Origin of the sequence: Saccharopolyspora gloriosae (genome assembly GCF_022828475.1) — a bacterium.
Taxonomy (GTDB): domain Bacteria; phylum Actinomycetota; class Actinomycetes; order Mycobacteriales; family Pseudonocardiaceae; genus Saccharopolyspora_C; species Saccharopolyspora_C gloriosae_A.
The window spans coordinates 1812896-1826732 of record NZ_CP059557.1; the positions used below are offsets into that span (position 1 = coordinate 1812896).

Genomic DNA, 13837 nt, shown 5'->3' on the forward strand with positions numbered 1-13837 from the left:
GATGCTCGTCGAACGTGAGCCGGAACTCGCGGTGCTGGAATCGGCCGTGCGTACCGTCCGGCGGGGCACCGGCGCGCTCGTGCTCATCGACGGCGCCGCGGGCAGCGGCCGATCGGTGTTGCTGAACCGGCTGCGGGAACTGGCCGCCGCCGAAGGCGCGCACGTGCTCGGTGCCAGTGGTGTCGCCAGTGAACGGTCTTTCCGTTTCGGGCTCGCGCGGCGGCTGCTGCACGGCCTGTCGGAGCTCGCACGAGAGCCCGAATCCGACGCCGACGAGCATCGATCAGGGGCGGCCCCGGTCGCGGCGCTGCCGCCCGCGGACGAAGATCCCGGCCCCGATCCCGCCACCGTTCCGGTCTCGGTGCTGCACGCCCTGCACGCGCTGCTGGTCAGCACCAGCTCGCGCCGCGCGGTGGTGCTGGCGGTCGACGACCTGCACTGGGCGGATGACGCGTCGTTGCGCTGCCTGGCCTACCTCATCGCACGGCTGCGCGGGATGCGGGTGTTGATCGCGGTCGTGCTCGACCCCGACGGCGGGCGCGCTCGGACCGCGCTCACCCGCGAAATCATTTCGGCGGCCGACCACCGGGTGCGGCCGGGTCCGCTGTCGGTGGCGGCGGTCGGCGCGCTCGTCCGGGACCGGCTCGAGGCCGAACCGGAGGCGAACTCCGAAGTGTTCGCCGCGGTGTGCCACGAACTCACCGGCGGCCACCCGCGCGACCTGGTGAGCTTGCTCGACCAGGCCGCCGCGCGGGGACTGCGGGCCGGGCCGGGAGCGCTGCCGTTGCTGCGCGCCCTCGCCGAAGGCGATCGCAGGCGTCGGCTGGTGCGGGCGTTGTCCACGGCGGAACCCGCCGCCGACGTGGCCCGAGCCGTCGTCGTCCTCGGCGAACACGCGGACCCCGCACTGGTGCAACGCCTGTCCGGGCTGACGCCGAGCCGCTACGAGCAGGCGCTGCGGGTGCTGGAACCGTGGTTCCGGGTGCATCCGGACCGGATCGAAGTGGCCGTTCCCGCCGAACGCGGTGGCCTGGCGGCGGAAATGCTGGCCGAGGACGTGATCGCCGCGATCGACGAGTCGATGGCCGAGAGCGACAACACGCGGCTGCACCTGCGGGCGGCGGCGCTGCTGCACGGCCACGGCTATCCGCCGGAGCCGGTGGGGGACCAGTTGCTGCTGGTCAACTCCTCGCTGTCGAGCTGGGGCGTGCAGCGGCTGCGGGAAGCCGCCTACACCGTGCTGCCTCGATCACCGGAGGCAGCCGCCCGCTACCTGCGGCGAGCCCTGCTGGACCTCGACTCGGGCGGGATGGGCCGGGCGAGGCTGCTCGCGGAACTCGGCTCGGTCGAATTGGGTTTCGACCTGCCCGCCGCGATCCGTCACATCACCCAATCGGTGCCGCAGCTTCGGGAGACCCGCGACCGGGCCGGTGTGCTGGGGCGGCTCCCGTTGACCGTGACGGGCTCGGTGCCGCAGGTTGCGGAGATGGTCCGGGTCGTCGCGGCCGAACACGGACCGGCGGAGGCACTGGAAGGACCGGACCGGGATCTGGCGCTGCGGTTGGAGGCGCGGACCCGCCACCTCGCGCTCGACGATCCGCAATCGCACGCCGACGTGGCCGAGCGGATGGCCGAACTGGACGCCCGGCGGCGAGCGCCCGGCGGCGCGGAGCGGGAACTGCGGGTGGTGCTGCTGTCCGCGATGGCGCTCACGGGTGCACCGCGGGCGGCCGAAGTGGCGGCGATGGCGCGGGAGCTGCTGGCGCAGGAACCGGCGAACTCCAGCGCGGAGACGCATTCGGTGCTGCGCTACCTGCCCGCGGTGCTGCTGGCGGCGGGCGCACCGGAAGGACTGGAGTCGTGGCTGGCGCTGGCCGCCGACCACGCCCGCCGCCAGCGGGCCATTGGCATGGAGGCGCTGGTGGCGGCGCAACGCGGCCTGGTGCTGCTGGACGCGGGCCAGCTCGAACAGGCCAGGCGGAGCGCGGTGCGGGCGTTGGACCTCGCCGAGCCGGACCTGCCCGAGGCGATGGCGGCGCCGGTGTTCGTGACGGGCGGGGTGGCCCGCAGGCTGCGGGACCGGGAGCTGTGCGAGCGGGTGCTGCGCCTGCCGCACTCACCGGACGATCTGCGGGCGATGGCGACCCGGCGGCTGGTGCAGAGCAGCATGGCGCTCGACGACGGAGACCCGCGATCGGCGCTGACGCACCTGCTCGACTGCGGCCGACGGCTGGAACAGGCCGGGTGGTACGGCCCGGCGCCGTATTCGTGGCGGCCGACGGCGGCGCTGCTGCGCCACCGGCTCGGCGACGTCCGGGCCGCGATGGAACTGGCCGAGGAGGAGCACGCGCGCGCCCGGGATTGGGGAGCGGCGGCTTCGCTGGGCAGGGCGTTGCGGGTGCGGGCGGTGCTGACCGGCGGCGGCCGCGGCGTGGAGATGCTGCGGGAGGCCGTGCAGGTGCTGCGTCCGGCGGCGGACCGCCTGGAACTGGCGAGCGCGCTGGTCGCGCTCGGCGAGGCGCTGCGCGAGCGCGATCCGGTGGAGTCCGACCTGCTGCTGGCGGAGGGCGGCAGGCTCGCGGCCCGCTGCGGTGCTCCGCGGCTGCCGGGGGTTCCGGGCGCCGCGAACCCGGACCGCGCGATCGGATCAACGGAGTCGCCGGCGTCCTTGACCCGGGGCGAGGAGTCGGTGGCGGAATTGGCCGCGCTGGGCCGCACCAATCAGGAGATCGCGAACGAACTCCGGGTGACCAGGCGCGCGGTCGAAAAACATCTCACCGCGGCTTACCGAAAATTGGGAATCGAAGGACGCGCGGATTTGGCGGGCGCATTGCGCCCGGAATGGCTGCGGGGCTGAGCGGAGTTCGGTCCCGCGCGGTACCACCGGCCGTGTGCGTTGGGTGATCATGGTGGTCACGGTTGGTCGCATCGTGCGGGCAATGCTGGCCGGGAATGTCTCCCCGCCTTGGCGCGATGTTGGTTCGTGTCCGGCCCTGTGGCGGCCGACATGGCTCCGGACCGTACCCGAACCACCCCGCATGGTGCGGTACGGTTCGGTACCGTAAAGACGAAATGCCTGGTGGAAGGGCACCGAACCGAAGAGGTCCGCACCGAACCGAACCAGGACCGGACTTGACCGCAGGCTTAAGGGCGGCCCGGGAGCGCTGTTGACTTGCTTGGTTTTAGATCCATAGTCTGATGATGTCGTTGAATTCTGGTAATGCTTTCGAATAAATGATGTACCTGCGTTTCTCGCCAGCCAGAGAGGAATGGTCGAATTCCGATGACATCCAGTGGCACCATGCGAGCGCGAGCCACACCTGCCGGCGTGACGGAAGAATCCGATGACGATTACCGGGACATTTTCCGGTCGTTGTTCGAGCAATCCGGCATGTGCATGGCGAACCTTGATTCGAGTATGCGCGTCCTGGAGGCGAACCGGTACTTCTTCAAGCAGTTCGGCCGCGGCGCGGCCGACGTGCGTGGGCGCAGCTTCTACGACTTCCTGCACCCCAGCGTGCGCGGCAAGTTCCAGTACCACTTCGGCAGGCTCACCGAGGGGCGCAACCCGAGGTTCGTCGAGCACGCGGTCGCCATCGGCGCGAAGGACGCGCTGTTCGGCGGTGAGCTGACCGGGATCGCGGTGTCCGGCAAATCCGGCCGCGTCGAGGGCGTCATGGTGCTGCTGCAGCCCGACGACGCGCAGCGCTCCGCGATGGTCGGCAGCAAGGAGAAGCTGCTCAGCGAGGTCGACGCCCGGATCCTGGAAGGGGTCGCGGCGGGTGAGTCCACGGTGCAGCTGGCCGCGAAGCTCTACCTCAGCCGGGGCGGTGTCGAGTACCACGTGACGACGTTGCTGCGGAAGCTCAAGGTCACCAACCGCCCGGCCCTGGTCTCGAAGGGCTACTCGATGGGCATCCTCGGGGTCGGCCAGTGGCCGCCGCGAGTGCTCCCGGAATACGTGAAGTGATCGGCGACGCCCCGCCGGGGCGGTCGCCCGGTGGCGGCCCACGCCGCGTTTTCCTCTGATCGCCCGGTCCGGTCGGAGTCTTTCGGGAAATCCCGAGATTCACTGTGCATCGGTTGTCCGGCAGGCGATCCGGCTGCAAGGTCGATCTTCCGGTGTCGGCGGGCGCTGAGCAGCCGCACCGGTGTTCATCTACTCGGGGAGGGCTGTGCGCGTGATCGTCACCGTCACGGCGAACCCCAGCCTGGACCGCACCGTGCAGGTGCGTGAACTCGTCCGCGGCGGCTTGAACCGGGCCTCGTCGATCCGGGTCGACCCCGGGGGCAAAGGCATCAACGTCGCCCGTGCGCTGGCCCTGCACGGTGTCGACGTGCGAGCGGTCGTCGCCGCGGGCGGCATCGAGGGCGAACAACTCGTCGCGCTGCTCGCGGGCATCGGCATCAACGTCGTGCGGGTGCCCGCCGTCGGTCCGGTCCGCATCAACATGAGCGTCGTCGAGCCGGACGCCACCGTCACCAAGTTCAACGAACCCGGCGCGCTGCTCGAGGCCGGTGACGCCCGCGCGTTGTCGGAGGCGGTGCTGCAGGGCGCCGGCGGAGCGCACCGGGTCGTCATCGCGGGCAGCCTGCCGCCCGGAGTGGACAGCGCCTACTACGCCGAGCTGGTCCGCGCGGTCGGCTCGCTCGGGGTGCCGGTGGTCGTCGACACGAGCGGACCCGCGCTGCGCAAGGCGGTGCAGGCCGGTCCGGCTCTGGTGAAGCCCAACCTCCGGGAACTGGAGCAGACCGTAGGTCACCCCATTACAACGATCGGTGACGTCGCGGACGCCGCCGACGAGCTCCTGGACCTCGGGGCGGGAACCGTGCTGGCCAGCCTGGGTACCGACGGAGCCCTGCTACGCGGCCACGACGGCGACGGCCACGCCGAAGCGCCCGTGACGGCGCAGAACACCGTCGGCGCCGGGGACGCTTTACTCGCCGGATATCTTTCCGAAGGCTGCGGAGGTCTGCCCGCGCTGGTCACCGCGGTGGCCTGCGGCGCGGCAGCGGCCTCGCTGCCGGGTAGCGCCATGCCGCAACCGCACGACCTGCGCCCGGACCTGGTGCGCGTCGCGTCCCAGGTGCCCTGGGGCCGGCGGCTGCAACGGGATCCCTGAGCGCGGAAAGGCGGTCGGCGAGGCAGAGGGACAACGGCGTCGGCGAGGTACGGGAAGTGACAACCATGTCAGGGACGGTCACCGAAGATTCGAGATCGAAGGCGCAGGCGCAGCGGGCTCGCGTCGTAGTGCAACGTTTCGGCGGGCAGCTGGCCGGCATGGTCATGCCCAACATCGGCGCGTTCATCGCCTGGGGGCTGATCAGCGCCCTGTTCATCCCGTCCGGCTGGTGGCCGAACGCGCAGCTGGCGCAGCTCAAAGAGCCGATGATCACGCTGCTGCTGCCGGTGCTGATCGGCTACACCGGCGGTCGCCAAGTGCACGGGCAGCGCGGGGCGGTGGTCGGCGCGGTCGCCACGATCGGCATCGCGATCGGCGCCGAGATCCCGATGTTCCTGGGGGCGATGATCGTCGGCCCGCTGGCGGGCTGGGTGCTGCGACGCTTCGACGGCACCGTCGGGAAGCGGGTGGCTCCGGCGTTCAAGATGCTGGTGGACAACTTCGCCTCCGGGATCATCGGCGGGATCTTCGCGGTGCTGGGGCTGCTGGCCATCGGGCCGCTGATCGAGAGCGTCACCGTGGCGATCGGCCACGGCGTGCAGGCCCTGCTGCACCTGCACCTGCTGCCGCTGGTGGCGATCATCGTGGAACCGGCGAAGGTGCTGTTCCTCAACAACGCCGTCAACCACGGGGTGCTCGGCCCGCTGGGCGTGTCGGAGGCGCTGGAGCACGGCAAGGCCATCGAGTTCCTGGTCGAACCGAACCCCGGTCCCGGTTTCGGCGTGCTGCTGGCGATCACCGTGTTCGGGTCGTCCGCGATGCGCGCGACCGCCCCGGGGGCGCTGGTCATCCAGTTCCTCGGCGGTATCCACGAGATCTACTTCCCGTACGTGCTGGCCGCGCCGAAGTTGCTGCTGGCGACCATTGCGGGCAGCGCGACGGGCCTGTTCGTGTTCAGCGTGACCGGCGCCGGGCTGGTCGCCACGCCCTCGCCGGGCAGCGTGGTGGCGCTGCTGGCGGTGACGCCGAAGGGCGGCTACCTCGGCGTGATAGCCGGGATAGCGGCATCGGCGGTGGTCGCGTTCCTGGTGGCCTCGGTGGTGCTGAAGGTCGGCAGGCGCGAGGACGGCGTCGAGACCGGCGGAGCGGTCCGATGAGCGCCGGGTCGGCGGCGTCGCGCTGGTTGCGCGCGATCGGTTTCGCCCAGCGCCGAGTCCGTGGATCGCACGACGAGCTGCGGGAGGAGCCGGTGCCACCGAGCGAGGTCGAGCAGGCACGGCGAACGGGAGAGGAGCACTCGATGGGCACGATCGAAGGTGCTGCGGTGCAGAAGGTCGTGATCGCCTGTGACGCGGGCATGGGCAGCAGCGCCATGGTCGCCGCGCAGCTCGCGGGCAGGCTCAAGCCCTACGACGTGCAGGTCTCGCACGCCTCCGTCGGCGACATCCCCGACGACGCGGACCTGATCCTCTGCCAGGAGACGCTGCTGGAGCGGGCGCGGCGGGAGGACACCGGTTCCGCGGTCATCCTCGGTTTCCGCAGCTTCCTAGGCGACCCGGTCTTCGACGTGGTCGAGCAGGCAGTGCGCGAAGGCGGCGTGCTCGGTGAAGGCGGCAACCTTGGTGGTTGAGGCTCGCCCGCCTCGTCCGCTGGCGGTGCGGCTCGGCCGGACCGCCGCGGGATGCGCCGACGCCATCGACCAGTGCGGCCGGCTGCTCGTCGAGTTGGGTGCGGTCGACGGACCGTACGTCGCGGCGATGCACGAACGGGAACGTTCCCTGACCACGCACCTCGGCGAAGGGGTGGCGATTCCGCACGGCACCACCGCCTCCCGCCGGTTCGTGCGGCGCACCGCGCTGGTCGTGGTGCAGTTCCCCGGCGGTGTGCGCTGGAGCGACGGGGCGACGGTCCGGTTGTGCGTGGCGATCGCGGCGGGCTCGTCGCAGCCCGATGGTTCCCCGGATCCGGCGGGCGCACAGCACCTGGGGGTGCTGGCGGCGCTGGCGAAGGTCCTGATGGATCCGGTGCGGGCGCGCGAACTGCGCGAGGCGCCGGACGAGGCGACGGTCGATCGGCTGTTGCGGTCCGCTGAGGAGGACAGGTGAAGGTCGCACGTTTCTACGCCCCCGGTGACATCCGCATCGAACAGGCACCGGAACCGGAGGCCGGTCCGGGTGAGCTGAAGCTGCGGGTGCGCAACTGCTCGACCTGCGGCACCGACCTGAAGATCATGCGCCACGGCCACCACCACATCGATCCGCCGCGCGTCATCGGCCACGAGATCGCCGGGGAGGTGGTCGCCGTCGGCGAGGGCGCTCAGGGCTTCGCGCCGGGTGATCGGGTGCAGGTGATCGCGGCGATCCCGTGCGGCGACTGCGGATTCTGCAAGCGGGGCGATCAGACCGTGTGCCCGAACCAGCGCTCGATGGGCTACCACTACGACGGTGGTTTCGCCGAGTACCTCATCGTCCCGGAGCAGGTGCTGCGCGTGGACGGAGTGAACAAGCTGCCCGAGGGGCTGGACTTCGCCGACGCCTCGGTGGCCGAACCCCTCGCATGCGTCCTCAATGGACAGGAGCTGGCCGGGGTGGGGCCGGGTGACGTGGTGGTGATCATCGGGTCCGGGCCGATCGGCTGCCTGCACACCAGGTTGGCGCGGGCGCGCGGCGCGGCGGCGGTGTACCTCGTGGAGCTCAACGCCGAACGCCTGGAACGCGCCGCCGGGCTGGTGCGCCCGGACGCGGTGATCCATGCCGCCGAACACGACCCGGTGGCCGAGGTGCTGCGCCTGACCGACGGCATCGGTGCGGACGTGGTGATCACCGCGGCCGCCTCGGGCGAGGCTCAGGAACAGGCGCTGCGGATGGCGTCCCGGCGCGGCCGGATCAGTTTTTTCGGCGGTTTACCCAAGGATTCCCCGATCATCGACTGCGATTCCAACGCGGTGCACTACCGTGAGCTCATGATCGTCGGGGCGAACGGCTCCACCCCGGAGCACAACCGGCGAGCGCTGCGGCTGATCGCCTCCGGCGAGGTTCCGGTGCACGACCTCATCACCCACCGGCTGCCGCTGGAGGACGTGCTGGACGCGATCCACACGGTCAGCACCGGCGCGGCGATCAAGGTGACCATCGAGCAGTGAACGGCTGCCGAGGCCCCGCGTTCTGGTGTTCCGGTCCGGCGAGGTCTCGGCCGCTGACGGGAGGAGAACGGCGTCGTGCTGCGGGAACGGGAGAGCGAGACCGCGCTGCTGTGCGAGTCCCTCGAGCAGGCGCGGCACGGCAGCGGTGGTCTGCTGGTGTTCTCCGGCCCGTTCGGCATCGGACGCTCGGCGCTGCTGGCGGCGGCCGCGGCGGTCGCGCGGGAGCAGGGCGTGCGGGTGCTGCGAGCGGTCGCCACCATCGCGGAACGCGACATCCCGTTCGGCGTGCTGACGCAATTCTCCTGCTGCACCGCCGAATCCGAAGTGGGGCAGGACTTCGCCACGATGCGCGCCGGACTGCTCACCTCCGGTGAGCCGGCGCTGCTGCTCGTCGACGATCTGCAGTGCGCCGACGTGGAGTCGCTGCGCTGGATCGACCGGTTGTGCGGCTCGGTGGCGGACTCGCGGGTGCTGGTGGTCGCCGCGCACCGCAGCGGGCAGGCCGCCACCGACCCGGAGACCTTCGCGCGAGTGCTCGGCCGCGCCGCGCGCCGCCGCGAGCTGCCCGCGCTGAGCGCCGAAGGGACGGGAGCGGTCGTGCGGGACGTGTTCGGCGTGTCCGGCGATGCCGGGTTCGTCGCCGCCTGCCACCGGATGTCGCACGGCAGGCCGCTGCTGCTCCAGGCCATCGCGTGCGGATTGCGGGACAGCGGCAAACGTTGCGCGGAGTCCGATGTGGACTCCGCGTGGTCGGTGCGGCCGTCGGTGGTGGCCGAGCGGGCGGGCGCGGTGCTCAGCGCGCAGCCCGAACCGGTGCTGGCCACCGCGCGGGCGGTGGCCCTGCTCGACGCCGCGAACCCGGACCGGATCGCCGAACTGGCCGAGCTCGACTCCGACGAGTGCGCGGCCACCATCGGCACGCTCGTCGAACTGGGCGTGCTCACCGATTCCGAACGGCCCCGCTTCGCGCACCCGGTGATCAGCGGTGCGGTGGAAGGCGGGCTGGCCCCCGCGGACCTGAGCGAGTGGCACCGCAGGGCGGCTCGGCTGCTGCAGACCGACCAGCGGCCCGTGGAGATCGTGGCCGAACACCTGCTGGCCTCGGACGCGTCCCAGGGCGAGTGGACCACCGGCGTGCTGCACGCCGCCGGACGGCGCGCACTGGACCGGGGCGACGTGCCCGCGGCGATCCGCTGCCTGCGGCGCGCGCTGCTGGCCTGCCCGACGGCGGGCGCCGAACGTTCCGTGCTGCTGGCCGACTTGGCGGAAGCGGAACGATCCAGCGCGCCGGTCGCCGCGATGCGCCACCTCTCGCAGGCGCTGCCGAAGTTCGCCTCGTCCGAGCAGCGCGCGGCGGCGCTGGCGGAAGTGCCGCCGATGCTGCTGGCGGTGGCGCCGCCGTCGATGCTCGCCGCGTTCGAGCAGTACCGCGCGCACGAGGAACTGGAACCGGCCGTGGCACTGGCCATCGACACCCGGGTGCGCGCGGCCCGGTTCGACGATCCCGGCTGGTGCGCGGACACCCGAGAACGATTCGACGCGCTCAACCCGGACGACGAGGTGGCTCCGGAGCGGGTCGCGGTGCTGCTCTACGCGGCCACCCTCACCGGGTCCGATGTGGACGCGGTGCTGCCGTGGGCGCGGCGGGCGCTCGCCTGCGGCGCTGAACCGGGACAGGCGCTCGGCGCCGTTGTGCTCGCGGCGCGCGCACTGGCGCTGGCCGACGAGGTCGGCGACGCCGTGCAGTGGACGACCGAGCTGACGTCCGCACTGGCAGGACACGGCGAGCGCGCCGCGGAACGCCTCGTCATCGACTCCGAACGGGCCGCAGCCCTGGTCCGGTCCTGCCGGTACGCGGAAGCGGTGGCGTTGGCGGAGAGCACGCTGCGCCGCTGCGACCCGGCGCTGGTGTCGGTGGTGTCCCGGTGCTTCGAGACGCTGGCGACGGTGGTGCTGGATTCCGCGGACACCGGTGCGGCGGCGCGGGTGCTGGCCCGGCACCGGGATTGGGATCAGGCGGTGCCGGTGTGGGTGCGGGAACTGAGCGACGCCGCGCTGGCGGTGGGCGTGCAGGACACCGGCGCGGCGCTGGAGCACCTGCTCGAATGCGGGCGCGAACGGGAACGGCTGGGCTGGTCCAACCCGTGCCAGCTGCCGTGGCGCAGCTGGGCGGCACTGCTCTACCACCGCGTGCAGCGCGCGGAACCCGCCGCGGAACTGATCGCCGAGGAATACCGGCGGGCGGTGGCCTGGGGTGCTCCCAGCGGCGTCGGCCGCGCGCTGCGCGTGTGGGGCGCGGTCACCGACGGGGACGCGGGCGTGGAACTGCTCCGCCGGGCCATCGAGGTGCTGCACGGCGCCGCCTGCACGTTGGAGCTGGCGAAGGCGCACTTGATGCTGGGGCGCAGGCTGCTCGGTTCGGACCGGCTCGAAGCGGGCGCGCAGCTGCACGCGGGCGATGAGCTGGCGGCGTCCTGCGGGGTGCCGAGGCTGCGCTCGAAGGACGAGATCGCGGGCGAGGGCGGCGGGGCGCAAGCCGAGCTCACCCGCGCGGAACTGCGCATCGCCCGGCTGGTGGCCGGCGGTCTGGGGAACCAGCAGATCGCCACGGAGCTGGGCGTGAGCTCCCGTGCGGTGGAGAAGCACCTGACGAAGGTCTACCGCAAGCTCGGCGTAGCGGGCCGCTCAGGCCTGGCCGAGGCACTCGACCTGGGCTGATGTCCTCGGAACGGCCTGCTCGTGTGTCCGGGTTGCGGAACCTCAGCGGCTTCCTCGCTGCGGGATCTTCTCCCGAGTGGCGCTCCGCCACGAGGGAAAAAGCCGTCCTCGCGAGGAAGCCGCTGAGGACCTGCCGGTGGTCCTCATGCTTGGGTGGTCGCTGCTCATCGGCTTCGCCGCTGACAGGACGACAGGCAATGCCGGAAGATCAATTCAGCGGGCTTCGGCTCTCCCGGCTCGTCCTATCCGATTGAGGTGAATGTCGCCTCCGACCGGTAAGACCGGTCGAAAGGAGACATCACCTGATCCCTGTCGTGGAGTCAATGGCCTGCTTTGGCCGGTGGAATTCGGCGAAGGGGCGTCTGCCTCACCGGTTACCGGAGGGCGGTGAGTTCTTCGGTGAGTTCCGTGTTGACGGCGGCTGCTTGGTCGACGAGGTAGAAGTGGCCGCCGCGGAAGGTGCGGAGGCGGAACGCGCCGGTGGTGTGCTCCTTCCAGCGCATCGACTCGTCTACTGTGGACTTCGGGTCCTCGTCGCCGATGAGGACCGTGATCGGGCAGTCCACCACGCGGTCCCGGCGCGGCGGGTAGGTCTCGACCGCGCGGTAGTCGTTGCGGATCGCGGGCAGCGACATGCGCACGATCTCCTCGTCCTCCAGCGCGGAGGTGGCGCCGTTGAGCGTGCGCACGTCGGCGAGCAGCCCCTCGTCGTCGAGCAGGTGCACCTGTTCGTCGCGGACGGTGCCGGGAGCGCGACGCCCGGAGGCGACCAGAGCTCGCGGCGGCATCCCGGCGCCGTGCTCCAGCCGGTGCGCCACCTCGAAACCGAGCAGCGCGCCCATGCTGTGGCCGAAGAACACCGTCGGCAGCTCGGGTTCCGCCGCCAGCACCGTTGTGATCGCTTCGGCGTACTCGTCGATGCTCGTGGGCAGCGGCTCCCGATGCCGGTCCTGCCTGCCGGGGTACTGCAGCACCACGACGTCGGCGCCGGAGGAGTGCGCGGTCGCGACCGGCCGGTAGAAGGCGGCCGACCCGCCCGCGTGCGGGAAGCACACCAGCCGCACCGCGGCCTCCGGTGCGGGCCGGTAGCGACGAAGCCACTTGCCGGGGTCGAGGTCGATCACGAGTTCTCCTCTGCGCAGTGCGGGTTCGGTCCCGCGACCAGGGGACGGCTGCTGCGCCGATCAGTACAGCAGCCGGAGCACCGGGGAATTCCTAGTCCGGGCGGCGGAAATCTGGTGATCGCCCCAGAGCTCGCTTCGAATCGATCCGCACCGGGGCGTTCCCGGGGAACGAGCCGGGACGGTGTTGGTCGCGAAGGACTCGTCGAATCCCTAGGGTGTGCTGCTTTTCTTTGACACCGCGCGCGACCGGCTGCCAGCGTCGGAGCCGGGCCGAGCCGGGCGTTCTCCCCGGCGGTCGCCCTCGACCTGTGCTGGTAACCGGCGCGCGGCCGCGCGCCTTCCCGCGGCCGTCCACGCGGTCGGCACGGGCGGTTCGTTGTCAGTGGTGGAAGGGGAAAGCACATGTCCAGGCGAGCGCTGATCACCGGGATCACCGGGCAGGACGGCTCCTATCTGGCCGAGCACCTGCTCGCCCAGGGATACCAGGTGTGGGGCCTGATCCGCGGCCAGGCGAACCCCCGCAAGTCCCGCGTCAGCAGGCTGGCCGCCGATCTGTCCTTCGTGGACGGTGACCTGATGGATCAGGGAAGTCTCGTCTCGGCGGTGGATTTGGTTCAGCCGCACGAGGTCTACAACCTGGGCGCCATCTCGTTCGTGCCGATGTCCTGGCAGCAGGCGGAACTGGTCACCGAGGTCAACGGCATGGGCGTGCTGCGCATGCTGGAGGCGATCCGCATCGTCAGCGGCCTGCACGGTTCCAGCGGCGCCGCGGGATCGGACGGCATCCGGTTCTACCAGGCGTCGTCCTCGGAGATGTTCGGCAAGGTCGCCGAAACGCCGCAGAGCGAGACCACCACGTTCCACCCGCGCAGCCCGTACGGCGTCGCCAAGACCTACGGGCACTACATCACGCAGAACTACCGGGAGTCCTACGGCGTGTGGGGCGTGTCGGGAATCCTGTTCAACCACGAATCTCCGCGTCGTGGCGCGGAATTCGTCACGCGCAAGATCTCGCTGGCCGTCGCGCAGATCAAGCTCGGACTTCAGGACAAGTTGTACCTGGGGAACCTGGACGCGGTGCGGGACTGGGGTTTCGCCGGCGACTACGTGCGCGCGATGCACCTGATGCTGCAACAGGACCGGCCCGCGGACTACGTCGTGGGGACCGGGCGCATGCACTCGGTGCGGGAGGCGGTGCGGATCGCGTTCGAGGCGGCCGACTTGAACTGGGAGGACTACGTCGCGATCGATCCGACGCTGGTGCGCCCGGCGGAGGTGGAGACGTTGTGCGCGGACTCCTCGCACGCCCGCCGCGAACTCGGCTGGGTGCCCGCGGTCGATTTCACCGAGCTGATGACGATGATGGTCGAGTCCGACATCCGCCAGGCCTCCCGCGAACGCGACTACGCGGAAGTGCTCTCGGCTTCCAGCTGGTAGTGGAGTTCCCGGCGCATGTCGTCGTTCGTTCTGTGTCCTGTCAGCGGTGAAGCCGCTGATCGGTGACCAGCTTGAGCAAGCCGGCCACCGGTGGTTCTCAGCGGCTTCCTCGCGATGACGGCGATTTCGCCCGTGGCGCGGGGCCGCTCGCGAAATCGATCTTGCAGCGAGGAAGCCGCTGAGCTTCCGCCATCCCGGACACCGACGCAGGTCATTCCGGGCGGACTAAGGATTTTCCTGCCGTGCAGTGGTGAAACTGGGCGCATGTCGTGCTGGGCGGAACTTCGCGCGTG

10 protein-coding genes are annotated in these 13837 nt (G+C 71.1%); 9 read left to right on the forward strand and 1 reads right to left on the reverse strand.

The features are described from left to right. Window position 1: 1 nt before the first annotated feature. From H2Q94_RS07890 to H2Q94_RS07925, 8 genes are all read left to right on the forward strand, one after another. Window positions 2-2857 (forward strand): AAA family ATPase, encoded by a 2856-nt coding sequence (locus H2Q94_RS07890; protein ID WP_243793687.1) that lies wholly within the window; start codon window positions 2-4, stop codon window positions 2855-2857. 471 nt (window positions 2858-3328) lie between these two features. Then, entirely contained in the window at window positions 3329-3970 is a 642-nt protein-coding gene (locus H2Q94_RS07895; protein ID WP_243793691.1) for a helix-turn-helix transcriptional regulator, read from the forward strand. Between the two features lie 211 nt (window positions 3971-4181). After that, window positions 4182-5123 (forward strand): 1-phosphofructokinase family hexose kinase, encoded by a 942-nt coding sequence (locus H2Q94_RS07900; RefSeq protein WP_243793693.1) that lies wholly within the window; start codon window positions 4182-4184, stop codon window positions 5121-5123. A 65-nt stretch (window positions 5124-5188) separates the two neighbouring features. Next, on the forward strand, window positions 5189-6280 hold the full coding sequence (locus tag H2Q94_RS07905; protein ID WP_243795601.1) for a PTS transporter subunit EIIC: 1092 nt from the start codon (window positions 5189-5191) through the stop codon (window positions 6278-6280). Next, a complete protein-coding gene (locus H2Q94_RS07910; RefSeq protein WP_243793695.1) occupies window positions 6277-6753 on the forward strand; it encodes a PTS sugar transporter subunit IIBC family protein in 477 nt (158 codons plus the stop codon). Before H2Q94_RS07905 ends, H2Q94_RS07910 begins: the two co-directional genes overlap by 4 nt. After that, window positions 6746-7228: a PTS mannitol transporter subunit IIA gene (locus H2Q94_RS07915; protein ID WP_243795602.1), complete on the forward strand. Its 483-nt coding sequence runs from the start codon at window positions 6746-6748 to the stop codon at window positions 7226-7228. The genes H2Q94_RS07910 and H2Q94_RS07915 overlap by 8 nt, the downstream gene beginning before the upstream one ends. Next, complete coding sequence (locus tag H2Q94_RS07920; protein ID WP_243793697.1) at window positions 7225-8265, forward strand: zinc-dependent dehydrogenase; 1041 nt, start codon at window positions 7225-7227, stop codon at window positions 8263-8265. Before H2Q94_RS07915 ends, H2Q94_RS07920 begins: the two co-directional genes overlap by 4 nt. 75 nt (window positions 8266-8340) lie before the next feature. Then, window positions 8341-10983 (forward strand): LuxR C-terminal-related transcriptional regulator, encoded by a 2643-nt coding sequence (locus H2Q94_RS07925; protein ID WP_243793699.1) that lies wholly within the window; start codon window positions 8341-8343, stop codon window positions 10981-10983. A gap of 374 nt (window positions 10984-11357) precedes the next feature. On the opposite strand, the gene H2Q94_RS07930 is transcribed toward H2Q94_RS07925, so the two are convergent. After that, window positions 11358-12107: a thioesterase II family protein gene (locus H2Q94_RS07930; RefSeq protein WP_243793701.1), complete on the reverse strand. Its 750-nt coding sequence runs from the start codon at window positions 12105-12107 to the stop codon at window positions 11358-11360. A gap of 402 nt (window positions 12108-12509) precedes the next feature. On the opposite strand from H2Q94_RS07930, the gene H2Q94_RS07935 reads away from it, so the two are divergent. Then, complete coding sequence (locus H2Q94_RS07935; protein ID WP_243793703.1) at window positions 12510-13544, forward strand: GDP-mannose 4,6-dehydratase; 1035 nt, start codon at window positions 12510-12512, stop codon at window positions 13542-13544. Window positions 13545-13837: the final 293 nt, after the last annotated feature.

Excerpts from the sequence above, each read along its gene's own strand:
- H2Q94_RS07890 (WP_243793687.1), top strand. The coding sequence starts at position 2 with ATGCTCGTCGAACGTGAGCCGGAACTCGCGGTGCTGGAATCGGCCGTG.
- H2Q94_RS07905 (WP_243795601.1), top strand. The coding sequence starts at position 5,189 with ATGTCAGGGACGGTCACCGAAGATTCGAGATCGAAGGCGCAGGCGCAG.
- H2Q94_RS07910 (WP_243793695.1), top strand. The coding sequence starts at position 6,277 with ATGAGCGCCGGGTCGGCGGCGTCGCGCTGGTTGCGCGCGATCGGTTTC.
- H2Q94_RS07935 (WP_243793703.1), top strand. The coding sequence starts at position 12,510 with ATGTCCAGGCGAGCGCTGATCACCGGGATCACCGGGCAGGACGGCTCC.